Origin of the sequence: Moraxella sp. CTOTU48268, assembly GCF_032069585.1 — a bacterium.
GTDB lineage: Bacteria > Pseudomonadota > Gammaproteobacteria > Pseudomonadales > Moraxellaceae > Faucicola > Faucicola cinerea.
Genome location: NZ_DAMALV010000002.1, coordinates 22,503 through 40,519, shown reverse-complemented (window position 1 = coordinate 40,519; position 18,017 = coordinate 22,503). Strand labels below are relative to the sequence as shown.

Sequence of the window (18,017 nt, the reverse complement as noted above, 5' to 3'; positions counted from 1 at the left end):
TGACTTGGATTTTTTTATAAGTTAGATTTTTTCGTCATGTGGTTAGTGATTGTTGAAGCAAACTTATCGCCTTAAACGCTCAATGATTGGCATTGATAAAAAAATAATCGATAGCCGTCTAAGCATGGTATAATTGTCAGTTTTTATTGACAAGCGAATGATGGGTGACACGATGAAATACCCTAAAATCTACGACGTAATTGTGATTGGTGGCGGTCATGCTGGCACAGAAGCGGCGCTAGCTGCTGCACGCATGGGTCAACAGACGCTGTTATTGACGCATAATATTGAAACCTTGGGACAGATGAGCTGTAATCCTGCGATTGGCGGGATTGGCAAGTCACATTTGGTGCGTGAAGTCGATGCGTTGGGCGGCGCTATGGCGCTTGCAACCGACAAAGCAGGGATTCAGTTTCGTGTGTTAAATAGCCGTAAAGGTGCCGCTGTCCGTGCTACACGTGCGCAAGCGGATCGTATTTTATATAAAGCGGCGATTCGCCATACTTTAGAGAATCAGCCAAACTTGGATATTTTCCAACAAGCGGCGGATGATATTTTGGTTGAAAACGGCAAAGCGGTAGCCGTGGTTACCCAATCAGGGATTGAATTTGCTTGCGGCGCAGTGGTGTTGACCTCTGGCACTTTTTTAGGTGGTACTATTCATATTGGACTAGAAAACCACAAAGGTGGACGTGCAGGCGATCCACCTTCTATCCGTTTGGCAGATAGATTGCGTGAACTCAAGCTGCCGGTTGGACGCCTTAAAACTGGCACGCCACCACGCATTGATGCGCGTACGGTAGATTTTAGTGTCATGACCGTGCAGCCAGGGGATACACCACTGCCTGTCATGTCGTATTTGGGCGATGTGTCCATGCATCCGCGCCAAATCAACTGCTATATTACCCATACCAATGAACGCACTCATGACATTATCCGCAGCGGGCTGGATCGCTCACCCATGTATTCAGGCGTGATTGAAGGCATCGGTCCCCGTTATTGCCCATCGATTGAAGATAAAATTCATCGGTTTGCTGATAAAGACAGCCATCAGATTTTTATTGAGCCTGAAGGGTTGACCACCCATGAGCTTTATCCCAATGGGATTTCAACAAGTTTACCATTTGATATTCAGTTGGCTTTAGTCCGCTCCATGAAAGGACTGGAAAATGCGCACATCTTGCGTCCTGGCTACGCGATTGAATACGATTATTTTGACCCCCAAAATCTTAAACCAAGCCTTGAGACCAAATCGATTGATAACCTATTTTTTGCCGGTCAAATCAATGGAACGACAGGGTATGAAGAAGCCGCTGCGCAGGGTATCTTAGCTGGCTTAAATGCCGCCCGTCGCACCCAAGGACTGGATGCTTGGACACCGCGCCGCGACCAAGCCTATATCGGTGTATTGGTAGATGATCTCATCACCAATGGAACCAAAGAGCCGTACCGTATGTTTACCAGTCGTGCCGAATACCGTCTACTGCTGCGTGAAGACAATGCCGATCAACGCTTGACAGAAATTGGGCGTGACTTAGGACTGGTGGACGATGAACGTTGGCAAGTGTATAGCGATAAAATGACAGCGATTGAACAAGAAACCGCACGTTTACGCTCGCTTTGGGCAACGCCCACTAATACGCTGGGTCAATCGTTTATCGATAAAACCGGCGAAGTATTGACCAAAGAGAATAACGCGCTTGATTTGTTAAAACGTCCAAACGTGTCATTTGATGATATTAGCGAATTGACCGAATCGCCCGTGTCTGCCGAAGTGGGTGAGCAAATTGAAATTGGTGTCAAATACGCCGGTTATATCGATCGTCAGCAAGTTGAAATTGGTCAGATGAAAAAACTTGAACACACGCTGATTCCAGAGGATTTTACTTATCATGATATCTCTGGGCTTTCCAATGAAATCGTGCAAAAACTTGAAAAAGTGCGCCCAACGACGCTTGCCCAAGCCAGTCGCATTAGCGGCGTCACGCCAGCTGCGGTACAGCTTTTGGCAATGATGATTAAAAAAAGCAAAAAAGCGCGTGAAGTGCTAAGCTCTTAACTTTAGACCATGCTACATAAGTCCCATGGTATTGGTATGTGCCATACTTGGGACTTTTTTATTTTCTACTCAAAAAAATTATTATGCTAACTGCCTTTCTCTTTGCGCTAAAAATTACCTTGCCCAATATCTTGCTGATGTTATTGGGGGTGATGATGCAAAAAAAACAAACCATCAACCAGTCGTTTGTTGAAATCGCCTCTGATATGGTCTTTAATTATTGTCTGCCATGTTTGCTGTTTTTTAGTATTCTAAAAAGTGACATTCATTTTGCGGAGCAGATCGATTTGATTAAATCGGGATTGATGGTCACTTTTGGGCTGTTTTTTCTTGGTGAGCTATTTGCCTATTTTTTTGTCAAAGATAGCCGTGATAAAGGTGTGTTTGTGCAAGGTGTCTTTCGCAGTAACATGGCGATTATGGGGCTGGCGACTGTGACCAACGCCTATGGTAGCCAGGGCGTGAGTATCGGTGCGGTTTATATGGGTCTGTTAACCATTGTGTATAATGTGTTGTCTGTGATTAGCCTAAGCAGAAACGACAACAACAGCCAAGGCGTGGTTAAAAAAGCCATCACCATGACCAAAAAAATCGGGCAAAATCCGTTAATTATTGCGTTGGTATCGGCGTTTGCTTATCAGTTATTGCAGCTGCCGATGCCGCCTGAATTTATCATCAAAACAGGCGAGTTATTGGCGGCGGTAGCGTTACCGTTGGCTTTGATTTGTGCAGGCGCGACACTCGATATCAAGTCGATGCTCAATATGACAGGGGTGTCTATGCAAGCTAGTATCGGTCGAATTATCGTGGCGCCTATCACCGCGGTCGTGGTGGGTGGCTTGATGCAATTATCACCGATACAAATGGGCGTGATGTTTATTATGGTGACATCGCCTGTTGCTGCTGCCAGTTATGTGATGGCTCGCAGCATGGGCGGCAATGAAATATTAGCGGCCAATATTTTAGGATTTACCACCGTGTTTTCTATGTTTAGTCTAGCTATTGGCATGGCGTTGTTACGCCATTTTGGCTTGGCGTAGCACAAAATTGGCTAGGCGTAAATTATTTAAAATAGATTATTCAAAATAGTGTAGCCATTTTAGCGCAACTTCATCAACGTTATCGATACTGTCGGACTTCGGCAACCATTCACGGCTAGCGGTGACCCGAATCGCATTGGTTTGATTGATATCATATTGACTACCAATACTGAGTTTGGGCTGCCAATAGTTTTCGTTATCGCTATCGCCACTTAACCAAAATGGCAGTGTTAATTCCGATATCGCGCGCCAATTTGGACGCAATTCTGTATTGCACCCAATATTGACGCCAAACCCAGCACGATAACCATGATATAAGCCTTTACCAAACTGCGCTGCAATAGTACCCAAGCCATAGCAAATATTGGCGGGCATATCGCCTGTGTCTGGGGCGGCGCTACCGATCGCCACGCTTTTACCAAATTCACCGCTGATATTTGCGACCAAATGATTGTCTGTAGCGCTCTGGTCATCTTTGTTAATAGCCTTGATACCATCAAAGACTCGCTGTAAGCCAATATTGCCACCCCATGAAATACCTTTTTTTGCGCTATTAATCGGATGCAATGAACGCACATCAAATAATCCTAGCTGCTCAAGTTGCACGGTATCTTGATGGTCGGCGTTGTCATGGATGCTAAGACCCATATTCAATGCCGTCAGTTGTGAGCCTATGGGATAGCCATCAATTTTATCCAACGCATCACGATACACCATGCGGTAATTTAAAGTGATAGCCTGGTTACTGTCTAACTTAGGTCGTCCACTGACCCTGTCAAACGACTGCTGACTAACTCCGATATCAAATCGACTTAAAGGATTAGCCAGTTCAGGATTGTCGCGGCTGGGCAATATTTGAGGACTTGACGCTATATCTTGATGGGGATTGTTAAAAGCCTTGGGATGATTTGCCGTGTTGCGGGCATTTAATTGCGCTTGCACAATAGTCGGTGTTGAAGGACTAAAATTGGTAGAGCGAATCAAATTTTCTTGGTTTAACATGCGTACCACTTGGGCGGGGGAAACCATTGGGGAGTCAGTCACTAAAAAATTTTTATCGGGAAAAATAGAATTTAGTAACACCAAAATTTCAGAGGCGCAATTATCGGATAACAGATAATAGGGCAAATTTTGGTCTTTAATTTCCCAAGTTCGATAGGCAAGTTGTTTAACTTGTTTATCGGTGAGATTGAGCTGATATTGCCATACGTTGCGCCCATTATCTTGCAAATATTCTTTGATACCTTGCTGATAATTGGTCATGGTAAATTCGCCTGCATTGCCACCGATACTGGATTTGTAAGCAAATTTTAAAAAATGCTCACCGTCGGTGACTTTCGGGGTGAAGTTCAAATAGTACTGATTGCTAAGGTCGGCATTATCAAATCGCAAAAAACTATGGGCAAACGCAGATGGTGGACTATCTAAATACTCACTGGCAAAAATTAATGAGACTGATTGGGGGTTGATTTTTTGTAGCCATGAATCGAGCGCATCACAATGTTGGTTGGGTAGGATTGAGGTATCGATGGCTAAGTTTTCAATGAGCCACTGTGTGCGAGCGGGAAAGCGACATTGGACAGAGGCATTATTTTTTTCGCTTGGGTGAAATAACTGTGTAAGCATTTCATCAAGTTCTGATTGAGGGTTTTTGGCACCTTGCGCGCTGGCAAAAAATTGTCGTTGGCTCGCTTGTGGATTAAAACGATTGTTGACCCGACTTTCAAAGGGCTGTTTTGTGGTGATTTTTTCAGGATAATACAACAACCGCAGCCACGCTTTTTGGGCAGCTAAGTTTTGCTCATGGGCTGATGTCAATGCCGTTTGCAATGTTTGGGTAGCGGTAATAGACGGCAGTGTAGATAGGGCTGTATGTGACGAGAATTGCTGAGCGGGCACAGGCGATACATGTGACACAGGCGCTGCTAACGCATAATGTTGAGCGGATATTAGGCTTAATACAAAGACTGTTTTAGCCAACTGCTTTTGATTAAAAGCTATTTTCTTTTGATTAAAAACACGGGTTACAGCGTGTTGATGATAGCCGTATTTGAGAGAGTTCATAGCATTGCTCTATTTTATAAGGTAAATTTTCACAACTTTTGATAAGCAAAGCATATAATATCTGTGTGCAAATTAACATTGCCCAATTTGTAATTACGCCATTGTAGGCAGCTAGCCGGCTATAAGACAACTTGCCAAATAGATTTTATCCGCTTACTTTGCTATAATTTTTTAATTATTTAGCAAAATTTTTTTAAACTATTCTGATTTATTGAAGGGTATAAGGACAATTCAGTCATGGATAAACAAGCGATATTATCAGCGTTAACGCCTGAAATTGTTGAAAAATTTCGTCAAGCGATTTCGCTTGGTAAATGGGAAGATGGTAGAAAGTTGACGGAAGAACAGCGTCAAACTTGTATGCAAGCGGTGATGGTGTGGGAGCATGAATTTTTGGGCGTCGAAGAGCGCACTGGCTATATTCATCGACCCAAAAAAGCGGCAGAAGACTGTGATATCGGTCATGATCATCACTACCCAAATAAACCGCAAGATGAAGATGGCGAAAAACCGATTAAATTTAGTTAGGCGATAAAAAAGGCGAGTGCATTATCTCGCCTTTTTTACACTATTTTTTTAAGTACTTCTTATTAGCTAGTTGATTATTTTTCTAAAATGGCGACCACACCTTGTCCGCCCGCCGCACAGATAGAAATCAGCGCACGACCCGATCCCTTTTGATCCAGTAGTTTAGCAGTGCTGGCAAGAATGCGACCACCGGTTGCGGCAAACGGATGCCCTGCAGCAAGTGATGAGCCATTTACGTTAAGTTTACTGCGGTCAATCGCGCCAAGTGGCTTATCAAGACCTAAGCGTTCTTTGCAAAAACTTTCGTCTTCCCACGCAGCAAGTGTAGACAATACCTGTGAGGCAAATGCTTCATGAATTTCATAATAATCAAAGTCTTGCAGCGTTAATCCTGCACGTTCCAACATACGTGGGACAGCATACGCAGGTGCCATTAATAAGCCTTCTTTAACGCCTTTTTTACCTGTAAAATCAACCGCAGCGGTTTCTTGGTAGGTGAGATAAGCAAGCGGTTTTAATCCATTCGCTGCAGCCCACTCATCTGTGCCTAATAACACACAAGATGCGCCATCGGTCAGCGGTGTTGAGTTACCAGCTGTCATAGTTGGATTGGCATTTTTCTTACCAAATACGGGTTTTAATGACGCCAATTTTTCTAACGAAATATCAGGACGTAGATTATTGTCGCGTGTTAAACCCTTAAATGGCGTGATTAAATCATCAAAAAAACCCTCATCGTACGCACGTGCCAAGTTTTTATGGCTATTAAAGGTAAACTCATCTTGTGCTTCACGGGTGATCGCCCATTCAAGGGCAGTGATGGCTTGGTGCTCACCCATTGATAATTTGGTACGAGGTTCACCATTTTGCGGTGCATCAATCAAGTCTTTTGGATTAATGCTTAATAATGCTTGCAAGCGATCTTTATTGGTTTTTGCATTATTAAGTTTTAACAGCGCTTTACGCAGCCCATCACCAATACCTAAAGGGGCATCAGAAGTGGTGTCAACACCGCCTGCAATCCCTGAATCAATCAGCCCCAAGGCGATTTTATTGCTCACCGCGAAAGCCGCTTGTAGTCCAGTACCACACGCCTGTGACACATCATAAGCAGGTGTTTGCGGACTTAACGCCGTGCTTAACACACATTCACGGGTGAGATTGATATCACGGCTTAATTTAATGACCGCGCCCGCTACTACTTCACCCAAGCGTTTATCTTGTAAGTTATAGCGTTCCACCAAGCCGTTAAGCGCAGCTGTCAACATTTCAGAGTTGCTGACATTAGTATATTGACCATTTGAGCGGGCGAACGGAATACGGTTGCCACCTAAAATAGCGACCTTTTTGCCAGCAGGCTGGTGAGTTGGGTGTTGAAAATTGTCCATAGAAAAGTCCTTTTGAGCAATCAATTAAATAAATGAGATAAGCTTAAACCAAATAACTTTTTAAAAATAACTAAACTTTTTAAGTTGCAGTGATGTTACCATAAAACTTAGACAAAAATATCGCCTAAAGGTATATATATAACGATAATTTATATAAATAAGTAAAATCAATAAAATTTTATTTGATATGGCTATTCAATATTGCTCGATTGGTATAGAATTTAGACAGGGATTATTTTTAAATTAGTGTTTTACTCAGTGTTGAAATTAGTATTTAATTGAGCCTTATCTAATAGCCTAAGCAAAACAAACTATTCAAAGGAGTCATTATGTCAGACCATTATTCAGAATTTGTGCAAAATCCATTGGGACGTAAGATTGCCCAAAATTTGGGTTTACCGATGCCAATTAATCTTGAGCGTTACAAAGACGGTCAAGCACCCGTGACAGGCAGTGTCATTTTTGGGGTCAGTGAAAACGCCATTCTAGCAAATGACATCGCCAAAGTATTGGCCAATGTGCAAGCCGATGTCTATCTAGACCCCAATGAGTCAGCGCGTGATGCTTTACAAAATGCGACGATTGACGCCGAGCAGTTCGGCGCGAATCAGTATTTTAAAGTAGCTGTTTTTGATGCTTCAGGTATCAACACAACCCATGAGCTGAAACAAGTTTACAACTTCTTTCATCCGATTGCGCGTTCGATTGACCGCTCAGGTCGCGTCATCGTCATTGGCTTGCCACCTGAAAAATGCACCAGTATCGCACAGGCAGCAGCCCAGCGTGCTTTAGAAGGGTTTGTCAAATCCGTTGGTAAAGAGTTTAAGCGCGGTATCACAAGCCAGCTAATCTATGTAGACCCAAATGCGGCGCAAAACCTTGAATCTACGCTTCGTTTCTTTGCCTCACCGCGTTCTGCTTATGTGTCAGGACAAGTGGTGAGAGTGGGTGAAGGCAACCCAGTCACGGTTGATTGGCAAAAACCTTTAAAAGATAAAACACTGGTTGTGACTGGCGCGAGCCGAGGTATTGGCGAAGCCATCGCAAAGGTATTATCGCGTGATGGCGCACATGTCATCTGTGTCGATGTGGCAGCCCAGCAATCGGACTTGCAAAAAGTAGCAGGTGAGATAGGCGGCTCTACTTTAACATTAGATATCACAGCCGACGATGCCGGTGAAAAAATAGCCGCAGCGGCAGCCAAACGTGGCGGCTTAGATGGTATTGTACATAATGCAGGCATAACGCGTGATAAGACATTGGCAAAAATGGATGATAACATGTGGGATGCCGTCATGAACGTCAATCTTAATGCAGAAGAAAAAATCGATGATTATTTACTCAGTCATGACAGTTTCAATGAAAACGCGAGAATTGTATGCGTATCATCCATTAGCGGTATTGCCGGCAATTTGGGACAGACCAATTATGCCATGAGCAAAGCTGGCGTGATTGGTGCGGTACAAGCGACTGCCCCTACGTTAAACAACGGCATTACCATCAACGCGGTAGCGCCAGGATTTATCGAAACCCAAATGACCGCTGCGATACCTTTTGCGATTCGAGAAGCAGGTCGCAGGATGAACTCAATGAGCCAAGGCGGTTTGCCGATTGATGTGGCTGAGACCATTGCTTGGCTGGCTTGCCCTGCATCGGGCGGCGTCAATGGCAACATTGTCCGCGTCTGTGGTCAAAGTGTGTTGGGTGCGTAATTATTGACGGGCTGAAAAAATCAGTATCGAGCATGTCGCTACTGATTTTTTTTCATTATTTTTTCTAAGTCAAACTTAAACTAAGCTTTATGCAAAAAATCAACAATTAGAGTGTGACATTCGATTATAATAAACTAAGCGCTCAGATTTTGAGATCTGACGGTAATAAAAAATAATGGAATATATCCGAATACTATCTAATCAAATAGCCATTTTTTGGCTCAAGCTTAAAAAGTAAAAAAGTAAGGACAGTCTGTATGTCAGACCAAAATTTTAGTCGTTTGCCAAAACCGCATACCACCTATGCCAATATTATCAAAAGTTTTTTACCCATTGGCGACCAAGACAAATCAGCCAATGCGGTGTTGCCCAATGCTACTTATAGCGTCAATACGCTTGAAATCGACCATGATAATTTAGCCGATTACCGCAGAATTTGTGGTTTTGAAAACAATAGCTACGTGCCGCCGACGTATTTTGCGGTGCTGTCGCAGTCGTTACAGATGAACATGATGGTCAAAGAGCCATTTCCCTTTGCCATGCTCGGCTTGATTCATGTACAAAACAGTGTTACCCAATATCGGCGCATTAAAGATAGCGCAATTTTTAAAATGGCGGTGAGCTTTGCTAACCTGCGCGACCATGATCGCGGTAAGCAATTTGATTTTGTGACTAAAGTTTTTGAAAAAGACGAGCTGGTTTGGGAAGGGACTTCGACCTATTTATCACGCCAAAAACGTCAAAAAACGACTCAAAAACCATCGACGACGCAAGTAGAAGCCAAGCCCACACTTGATAGTAATGATATGCATGAATTTTGGGAAATTCCCGAAGATATTGGGCGTCGCTACGCATTTATCTCTGGGGATTTTAATCTGATTCACTTGCATCCTTTATCTGCCAAAGCATTTGGTTTTCCAAAAGCCATTGCCCATGGTATGTGGACAAAAGCAAAATGTTTGGGTGCGTTGGGTGATTTGCCCGAGAGCTTTACCTGTGATGTGACGTTTAAATTGCCGATTTTTTTGCCCTCTGAAGTGGAGTTTATCGCAAAATTTGATAACCGTGATGAGCAGGTGGATTTTGGTGTGTATGATCCCGCTACACCAAAAGCCAATTTGATTGGGAAAATCACCCAAGCGCAGGCTAAATAATAGCGATAAAAAGAAGGTCAATAAGGGTTCAATGTTAAGCGGCTATTTTTTTAGCAAGGTGTTTTTTAGCACAGGATTTTTTAGGATGCTATTGAAGCAATGAAGGATTTAATGGATTATCAAGCGCTCAATCAACACCTAGCACAACTGTTATCACAATTTGATCTTAATCAAAAGGTAGGTGGCTGCAGTCTGGTCATTTTTCATCAAGGTAAAGCGGTCACTCAATTGGCTCACGGTATCGCAAATGTTGATAAGACTACCCAGCAAGTTACCCCTTGGCAGCCATCCACCCTGTCGCTGAATTTTTCGACAGGCAAGGGGATACTGGTTACTTTGATTCATATTTTAGTGAGTCAAGACCTTTTAGCATATGATAAAACCCTTGCGAGTTATTGGCCAGCGTTTGCCCAAAATGGCAAAGATAGCGTCACTTTGCGTGATATGCTGACGCACGAATCGGGATTATTTAATATTGTCAGTATTACCGAACATGCCAAAGACATGCTAGATTGGCAACTGATGCTCAGTAACGTCGAGCAAATGGCGTTGAATAGTCCAACTAATACGCAGAGTTCAGGTAATAGTTCAGCTAATAAGAAGCAGCCTGTTAATCAATCAACCGAATCCAGTGCGGCTTATAGTGCTTTGGTATCAGGCTGGGTATTGGGTGGGCTGATTGAAAAAGTAACGCAATTACCGCTGCAGCAAGCCCTAGAATATTATTTATTGCAACCGCTTAATTTGGTCGGTCAAGTCTACTTTGGGGTGCCCAAAGACAAAGTCGAGCAGGTTGCCGGTCAAATACGTGCCAAAGAGACTCAGGCCAAGCCTTTACTCACTCAAGATGCTGACTCAACGCTACAATTTTATCAATCATTGCCTTTTTACCCAGCATGGTTAACATTGTCTCAATCAGACAGTCCTTTGACGACGCAGGCCATTAACGCGCTGTATTTTCAACCTGCTAATATCAATATCGAAGATTATAAGTCAGCACTGGTACCCATCGGCAGCAGACAATTTAATTATTATCACCCTATCACGCTACAGGCGAAAATTCCTGCCGCAAATGGTGTCGCCAGTGCGCTAGCGTTGGCTACTATATATTCAATGCTTGCAAATCGCGGTGTTTGGCAAGGTAAAACGCTAATCAATTCTGCTGTTTTTAAGGCGCTTTCAACCATTCACAATGAGCAATTTGACAAAATCATGCCAGCGGTGATGGCATGGCGACTCGGTTACCATCGCGTGTTTAGTCTGTTCCATGATGTGTCTGATGCATTTGGACATATGGGGTATAATGGGTCTATGGCTTGGTGTGATCCTAGTCGCGCATTAGCAGTCAGCTTTGTACATAATTATGATGTAACTATGCTGGGTGATGATCGACAATTTATCTTAAATGAAACGATATTGGATTTTTTTGCTTAGCCTAATTGCTAGGGCTTATTTCTTAGCCTCGTTTTTTAGTCTGTTTTAAATAAGAAAAGGAATGTAATCAATGCAGTATGACAATCAAAATATTTTTGCCAAAATTCTTCGTGGTGAAATTCCTAGCCATAAGGTTTATGAAGATGATAAAACGCTTGCCTTCATGGATATCATGCCGATGGCAGAAGGGCATGTTTTAGTCATTCCAAAATGTGAAGCTGTTGAGTTGTCGGATATGCCAACCGATTATATAGCGGCAGTTTTCAGCACCGCGCAAAAAGTCATGGCAGCGCAGCGCAAGGTATTTAATCGCCAAGGTATTGTGCAGATGCAGTTAAATAATGCTGAGGCAGGACAATCGGTATTTCATTACCACGTTCATTTGATTCCAAGCAGTATCTATCATCTTGGTTTGCATGAAGATCGACAAGGCGATCATGAACGCTTAGCAGTATTGGCTAGTCAATTAAAATCAGCAATTGCAGATTAACTAAATGCTTGTAATTAGCAAATGGCTAAAACCCAATCACCTATTTGCAAGCCGGTAAGATAGTGGTGGAGGTACAAATCGGCAAAAACCCCGCATCGGTTAAAACATCTTGTGCTTTTGCCGATTTTAGATAATCCACAAAGATTTGACTGGTGGAAGGTTGATTCAAAATTATCCCATCTTGCAGAATTGGCGGATAACTATTTTTAGGCAGTATCAAATAGTTATTGCTTAGCGTATTCACATTTTGCAGGGCAATGTGATTGGGTTTATTCAATACTTGCGAGAGGCTTACAAATCCAAAATCTGCTTTCCCACTTTCAGTTAACGCAAAAGTTTCATCTAGGGTATTGGTATAAATCATCTTAGGCTTGATATTATTATAAAGGTTTTGATTGACCAACCAGGCTTCTGCTGCCACGCCATAAGCTAAATTCTCTGGATTGGCTATCGCTAAACTAAAGGGTTTATTGTCGAGCATCAACTGATCGAGCGTGGTAGTAGGGCTAATGTCCATAGGATATTTATGACTATAAAGCACTAACTGACCCCGAGTATAAGTAAAAGGCGATGATTTAACACCCTTAACACTGGCAAGCATTTGCTTTGGGTAAGTCTGATTACCCGATAAATAAATATCAAAGTTTTGTGGATTGGCATTTACCGTATTATAGAGCGCAGTATTAGGCGCAAAAGTAATTTGAATCTTTATATTCGGGTAATTATGGTTAAAATCTGATACCAAGATAGGCAATACCATGCGAAGATTGGAAAAAGCGGCAATACGTAGAGTTTCAGTCGCTTTGGGTGAAGAGGCAACAGGCGCATTGGTTGAAATTGTTTTGGCAGGTTCTTTGCTCGATTGATTATTAGCCGCCGTTGAATTTTGATTGTTATTTGAAGAATTACAACCCGCCATTAATGCTGTGACAATAAATAGCATCCTATTAAAAAAGATCGAGGCAGGTTGATTAAAAGTCATAAATTAACAAATTTTACCCTAGTTTTAGCGATATTATGATTAAGTGGCGGGCAAGAATACTATACAAAGTAGTAAGTAAGTGTGTAAAAAACGTATCGATTTTATTGAAAAATTATTTTTTACGTATTTCTCATTCTGAGGGAAAAATAATTGAAAAAGTTGTTGCAAAAAAAAATAAAGTTGCTAAAATACCACCCCACATAGCCGATTAGAGATAAACTAAAAAGCTATAGCCATCTATGCCAGTGTGGTGAAATTGGTAGACACGACGGATTCAAAATCCGTTGCCTTTAAAAGCGTGTCGGTTCGAGTCCGACCACTGGTACCAAATTAAAGCTCCTGATAACAGGGGCTTTTTTTTGAATCAAAGTTTCCCCATAAAAAATTGCTGTATAAATGATTAAGATGTTATGTCTAATTGTTTATCAAGCAAATCTATAATGCTATAATGGATTAAATGTTAACCAGCAGAAGTGCTAACACTTTTCTTGGTAGCTTGCGTATCAATTAATTTGTTAAGATGGTTGTGTTACTTAAATTTACAAAATTTACAAGCCTGTAGCATTAAACTTTTATTACAATTACCCATCCTATTGGCTGATACTGTTAGATTTTGCCTTTTTACTCTACGAGTTTTTATTCTACGAGATTGTCACATGTTAGCAAAGCTTATAAAATTATCTCCTATCATCTTTGCACTTTCATTTGCTGGATGCAGCTCTAAAACAGCAATTACTAGCGGTATGAATGTGGGTAAATTGCCCGAATCGACAGCACCCGACCAACCCGTGTCGTTTGTAGCAGATAATGGCATGCGGTTTAATGTGACCGAACTATCGGCAAATAATATTCCAGTGCCTAACCTATTAGGGCCGAGAACTATCTCTTTTCCACCTGTTTCAAAGTCCGCTGCAACCTATAGTACAATTGCAAAAGGCGATGTGATTGAAATATTCTTACCAGGATATCCTGAAATCACGCAAGGTGTTCAATCGGCAGGAAATAGTATTTATGCAAGTGGCTACCTAGTCGACCAAAGCGGTTTTTTGCAGTTTCCCATGATAGGGCGAGTGAAAGCAGAAGGTTTAACAGTTTCACAACTCACCAACCAAATAGCCAGCCGTTTATCTCGCTATCTTAAACACCCAGATCCTCAGGTAAGAGTTCTATCCTATCGTGGGCATAAGTTCTATGTCGATGGCCAGGTAAAATCGCCTGGACAATATGATATCGCGGATCAGCCCGTCAATCTGTATACAGCAATCAGTATGGCAGGCGGTACTATTAATACCTCAGATACCAATAATATTCAACTGATACGCGACGGCAGAGTCTATAATTTTGGTTTTAAGTCGCTGCAAAATGCGGGATATTCCCCAAATTCGCTATATTTGAGAAATGGCGATACCATCAAGGTCGGTGATATTACCAATCATAAAGTCACGGTAATGGGTGAGTTTACCAAACCCAGCACTATCCAAATTCCTGAAAATGGATTAAGTTTGATTAGCGCGATTGGGGAAGCCAACGGTATGGTGCCTACCTCTGCAAATGCCAAAAAGGTATACGTACTAAGAGAAAATAGTTACCAAAACGAGTCAAATATCTATCATATTGATTTAACTTCCATTACAAATTTTTCGGTTGCAAATCGATTTAAAATGCAGCCGGGTGATGTCGTGTATGTAGATCCAACAGGTCTGACGCGTTGGAATCGTGTAATTAGTCAAATCTTACCATTAACTTCAATTACAAGTGTGGCTAGCAGTTTTTAACGAATGGAAATTAACGATGTCATTTAAAAAAATTTTAGTGGTATGCGTCGGGAATATCTGCCGCAGCCCTATCGGTGAAGCGCTATTACAGAAACAACATCCTAATTTAACCGTTAAATCAGCGGGATTAAGCGCATTAGTAGGCGAAGGGGCCGATGAAAAAGCCATTCAAGTCATGGATGAATGGAATGTTGATATGCGTAGTCATCGCGCCCAGCAGCTTACCCAAGAATTGATGCAAACCTTTGATTTAGTACTGTGTATGTCCAAAGATCAAGAGAATTGGATGAAACAAAATTACTCAAGCCAACGTGGAAAAGTATATCGGATTGGCCATTGGATAAATGAAAATGTAGCCGATCCTTATAAACTACCCATTGAAAAATTTTATGAAAGTCGAGCAGTGCTCAGTAAAGCCGTAGAAAGCTGGAAGGATAAATTAGCGTAAATGCTGAAGCTAACAGGTTTTTCGAAATTATCCGCAAGGTTTATTTATTCTGTAACAATTAAAGTGTATTTTATCGTAGTTTAGCATCAAGTGAGTAAGCATGGATCAGAAAGTGAATGATGATGAAATTGATTTAAGAGCGTTAATCGCGGTCTTATTAAATCATTGGAAATTAATTGTATCAATGCTGTTACTTGGTTTATTAGGCGGTCTCTATTATGCCCAATCGGCAACGCCTATCTATAAAACAAATTCATTGATCCAAGTTGACAAAAAATCCTCAGGTGTATCTGCTTTAGGTGAGGATGTTGCCGATCTTCTAAACGCTCAAGATGGTTCTGCGCAAACAGAAGTAGAAATTATTAATTCTCGCATGATTTTATGGCCTGTCATCAATCAATTACATTTGGATTTAACTGTCAATCAGCTTCAAGACAGTTTCTTAGACAAATTACTGATCAAGAAAAATTCTTTAGTTAGTCATACAGACAATGGGGTGGGTAATTTAAAGGCTGGATTGTGGTTAGCTGAATTTAATGTCCCTTTGGCTTATCAGAATAAAAATTTCACTTTAACCGCCATAGACAGCCAAAATTTTAAATTGATCTCTCCTGATGACGCAGAGTTTACGGGTAAAGTTGCAACGGCATCGCGTTTTAAAACGAGTGCAGGTAATATTGATATTCAAGTGACCTCATTAGCCCCGGGTTATTCTTATAACTTGAGTAAACTTACACCGGCTAAGGCGATAGAAAACCTTAGAAAAAATCTTGCGGTGGCTGAAAAAGGTAAACAAACGGGCATTTTAGACGCTTCACTTACAGGCGCTAATCAAGATGAAATTACTCATACCTTAACCCGCATCGTTAAAATGTATGAAACGCAAAATCTTGATAAAAGTAGCGCGGAAACGACTAAAACACTTGCATTTATGCAAGAGCAACTGCCTAAACTCAAATCAAAACTTGCCGAAGCAGAAGCAAAATTTAATAATTTTCGTGAGCAAAATGCGACAGTTGATATTGATAAAGAAGCTGAATTAGCTATCAAAGTAAGATCTGAGATTGAAACCAACCTGCGCGAACTTGAACTAAAACGAGCAGAATTATCTGAGCGTTATACGGATGAATATCCGGTATTAAAGCAATTAAATATGCAAATACAAGAGCTAAAAGACAAGGAAGACGCTCTTGAACAAAATATCACGCGTATTCCAGAGGTGCAACGTCAGTTTTTAGAGTTATCGAGTGATGTTAAGATTAGCAATGAAATTTATTTAAATATGCTCAAAAACTACGAGCAATTACAAATTGTCAAATCTGGACAATTGGGTAATGTACGCATTATAGATTTACCCATTAACACCTATGAACCTATTGCACCAAAAAAAGCGCAAATTGTCCTAATTGCGACTCTTTTAGGTTTGCTGTTAGGCATCGGACTAGCATTCTTAAAATCATTGCTGTTCGCCGGCGTGAAAGATTTAGAAGAATTAGAAAACAATACGGATATTCCGGTGATTGGTGTCATTCCTCATTCGCCTCGATTAACGCGGTTATTAAAAAGTAAATCAACTAAAATTCCTTTGGTTGAGCAAATCGAACCTGAAGGGGTTGTCAGTGAGGGCTTTAAATCCATTCGCACTCATTTATTGTTTAATGCAACAAAATCCAATGGCAATACGTTGTTGATAACAAGTGCAGGACCTGGTGTCGGTAAGTCATTTATTGCCGCCAACCTTGCCGTGGCGATGGCGATGACAGGTAAACGTGTCCTGTTAATTGACGCGGATGCTAGGTTAGGTCATCTGCAAGATCGATTTAATTTGCCAAATATCAATGGACTGGTTGATTATTTGGTTGATGATACCATTGATGCAGCTAATAGCAGCTATATGATTCAAACCACACTATATGAAAATCTGCATTTTATACCTAGGGGCAAAGGCCATAGCCTCGCTTCAGAATTGATCCTAAATGGAAAAATGAAAGCGCTTCTAGATTTTTATCGTCAGTTTTATGATTATATCATTATCGACACTTCACCTGTAATGGGCACTTCAGATGCACTATCTATAGGGCAATTGGTTGATTCAGTCTTATTCGTGGTACGATATGACGTTTCAAACGTAAAACAGGTGAATTATGCAGTCGAAAAACTACAACGTGCGAATGTTAAAGTAGAAGGAATTATTTTCAACGATGCGAAACAATCGATAATTGGTGCCTATAATTATCACTATGGTTATGAATACAAATCAAAAAATTCTTAGCGGTTAAATTAAAAAACTGAATTCCAATTTTGAAATAAGATCATATTATTTAGGGTAATTTTTATGATAAAAAGAATATTTGATATTTTTGTTGCAATAGTAGTCTTAATTGTCCTATTGCCTATCTATATTTTAGTTTCGATGTTGATTTGGATTTTTATGGGCAGACCAATTTTTTTTATTCAACAAAGAGCTGGAATACATGGAAAACCATTTAATATTATTAAATTTAGGACCATGAAAGAATTGTTTGATAAAAAAGGTGAATGCCTACCCGATGAAAAAAGAATTACTAGAATTGGTAAATTTTTGAGAGCAACTAGTTTAGATGAATTGCCTCAGATATTTAATATTTTGAAAGGTGAAATGAGCCTTGTAGGTCCTCGTCCACAAATGTACGAATTTATGGAACATTATTCTGAAACGCAAAAGCGTCGACACGAAGTTCGACCTGGTATCACGGGATTAGCGCAAGTCAATGGTAGGAATAATTTATCATGGGAGGAGAAGTTTAAATTAGATGTTGACTATGTAGATAATCATAATATGATTATGGATTTGAAAATCATATTAAAAACGGTAGTTGTCTTACTTAAACGTGAAGGAATTAATAATCCTGAGGTAACTGTGGGAGCGACTAGATTTATGAATGATTCCTAGAATCTATATTC

At 41.0% G+C, this 18,017-nt stretch carries 14 protein-coding genes and 1 tRNA gene; 12 read left to right on the top strand and 3 right to left on the bottom strand.

The annotated features are described in order from the left end of the window. Nucleotides 1-172: 172 nt before the first annotated feature. Together mnmG and RT143_RS00980 are read left to right on the top strand one after the other, a co-directional pair. Nucleotides 173-2,059, top strand: coding sequence for a tRNA uridine-5-carboxymethylaminomethyl(34) synthesis enzyme MnmG (mnmG, locus tag RT143_RS00985; RefSeq protein WP_313090526.1), 1,887 nt, complete (start codon nucleotides 173-175; stop codon nucleotides 2,057-2,059). Nucleotides 2,060-2,142: 83 nt separating this feature from the next. Then, complete coding sequence (locus tag RT143_RS00980) at nucleotides 2,143-3,099, top strand: AEC family transporter (RefSeq protein WP_313090523.1); 957 nt, start codon at nucleotides 2,143-2,145, stop codon at nucleotides 3,097-3,099. Between the two features lie 36 nt (nucleotides 3,100-3,135). Here RT143_RS00980 and RT143_RS00975 read toward each other — a convergent pair whose 3' ends face one another. After that, complete coding sequence (locus RT143_RS00975) at nucleotides 3,136-5,163, bottom strand: Lnb N-terminal periplasmic domain-containing protein (RefSeq protein ID WP_313090521.1); 2,028 nt, start codon at nucleotides 5,161-5,163, stop codon at nucleotides 3,136-3,138. 237 nt (nucleotides 5,164-5,400) lie between these two features. Between RT143_RS00975 and RT143_RS00970 the strand changes: the two genes are divergently transcribed. Beyond that, a complete protein-coding gene (locus RT143_RS00970) occupies nucleotides 5,401-5,691 on the top strand; it encodes a YeaC family protein (protein ID WP_036595824.1) in 291 nt (96 codons plus the stop codon). 74 nt (nucleotides 5,692-5,765) lie between these two features. Here RT143_RS00970 and RT143_RS00965 read toward each other — a convergent pair whose 3' ends face one another. After that, complete coding sequence (locus RT143_RS00965) at nucleotides 5,766-7,079, bottom strand: acetyl-CoA C-acetyltransferase (protein WP_159770690.1); 1,314 nt, start codon at nucleotides 7,077-7,079, stop codon at nucleotides 5,766-5,768. A gap of 329 nt (nucleotides 7,080-7,408) precedes the next feature. Here RT143_RS00965 and RT143_RS00960 point away from each other — a divergent pair, with 329 nt between their 5' ends. The 4 genes from RT143_RS00960 to RT143_RS00945 all read left to right on the top strand — a co-directional run bounded on the left by RT143_RS00960 (nucleotide 7,409) and on the right by RT143_RS00945 (nucleotide 11,869). Next, entirely contained in the window at nucleotides 7,409-8,791 is a 1,383-nt protein-coding gene (locus tag RT143_RS00960) for a 3-oxoacyl-ACP reductase (protein ID WP_313090517.1), read from the top strand. A gap of 257 nt (nucleotides 8,792-9,048) precedes the next feature. Then, on the top strand, nucleotides 9,049-9,945 hold the full coding sequence (locus RT143_RS00955) for a MaoC family dehydratase (protein WP_312524323.1): 897 nt from the start codon (nucleotides 9,049-9,051) through the stop codon (nucleotides 9,943-9,945). Nucleotides 9,946-10,056: 111 nt separating this feature from the next. Next, nucleotides 10,057-11,379, top strand: a complete 1,323-nt coding sequence (locus RT143_RS00950) for a serine hydrolase domain-containing protein (protein WP_313090515.1) — start codon at nucleotides 10,057-10,059, stop codon at nucleotides 11,377-11,379. A 70-nt stretch (nucleotides 11,380-11,449) separates the two neighbouring features. Beyond that, the gene (locus tag RT143_RS00945; RefSeq protein ID WP_313090513.1) at nucleotides 11,450-11,869 is read left to right on the top strand and encodes an HIT family protein; all 420 of its coding nucleotides are present in this window, start codon (nucleotides 11,450-11,452) and stop codon (nucleotides 11,867-11,869) included. Nucleotides 11,870-11,909: 40 nt separating this feature from the next. On the opposite strand, the gene modA is transcribed toward RT143_RS00945, so the two are convergent. Beyond that, on the bottom strand, nucleotides 11,910-12,851 hold the full coding sequence (modA, locus tag RT143_RS00940; protein ID WP_313090510.1) for a molybdate ABC transporter substrate-binding protein: 942 nt from the start codon (nucleotides 12,849-12,851) through the stop codon (nucleotides 11,910-11,912). A 241-nt stretch (nucleotides 12,852-13,092) separates the two neighbouring features. Here modA and RT143_RS00935 point away from each other — a divergent pair. The 5 genes from RT143_RS00935 (at nucleotide 13,093) to RT143_RS00915 (ending at nucleotide 18,006) form a co-directional block, all read left to right on the top strand. Beyond that, nucleotides 13,093-13,179, top strand: a tRNA-Leu gene (locus tag RT143_RS00935). A 328-nt stretch (nucleotides 13,180-13,507) separates the two neighbouring features. Further along, nucleotides 13,508-14,626 (top strand): polysaccharide biosynthesis/export family protein, encoded by a 1,119-nt coding sequence (locus RT143_RS00930; protein WP_313090508.1) that lies wholly within the window; start codon nucleotides 13,508-13,510, stop codon nucleotides 14,624-14,626. A gap of 16 nt (nucleotides 14,627-14,642) precedes the next feature. Beyond that, on the top strand, nucleotides 14,643-15,074 hold the full coding sequence (locus tag RT143_RS00925; protein ID WP_313090506.1) for a low molecular weight protein-tyrosine-phosphatase: 432 nt from the start codon (nucleotides 14,643-14,645) through the stop codon (nucleotides 15,072-15,074). Between the two features lie 100 nt (nucleotides 15,075-15,174). Continuing rightward, nucleotides 15,175-17,346, top strand: a complete 2,172-nt coding sequence (locus RT143_RS00920; protein ID WP_313090504.1) for a polysaccharide biosynthesis tyrosine autokinase — start codon at nucleotides 15,175-15,177, stop codon at nucleotides 17,344-17,346. A 63-nt stretch (nucleotides 17,347-17,409) separates the two neighbouring features. Continuing rightward, on the top strand, nucleotides 17,410-18,006 hold the full coding sequence (locus RT143_RS00915) for a sugar transferase (RefSeq protein ID WP_313090502.1): 597 nt from the start codon (nucleotides 17,410-17,412) through the stop codon (nucleotides 18,004-18,006). The last annotated feature ends 11 nt before the right edge of the window (nucleotides 18,007-18,017 follow it).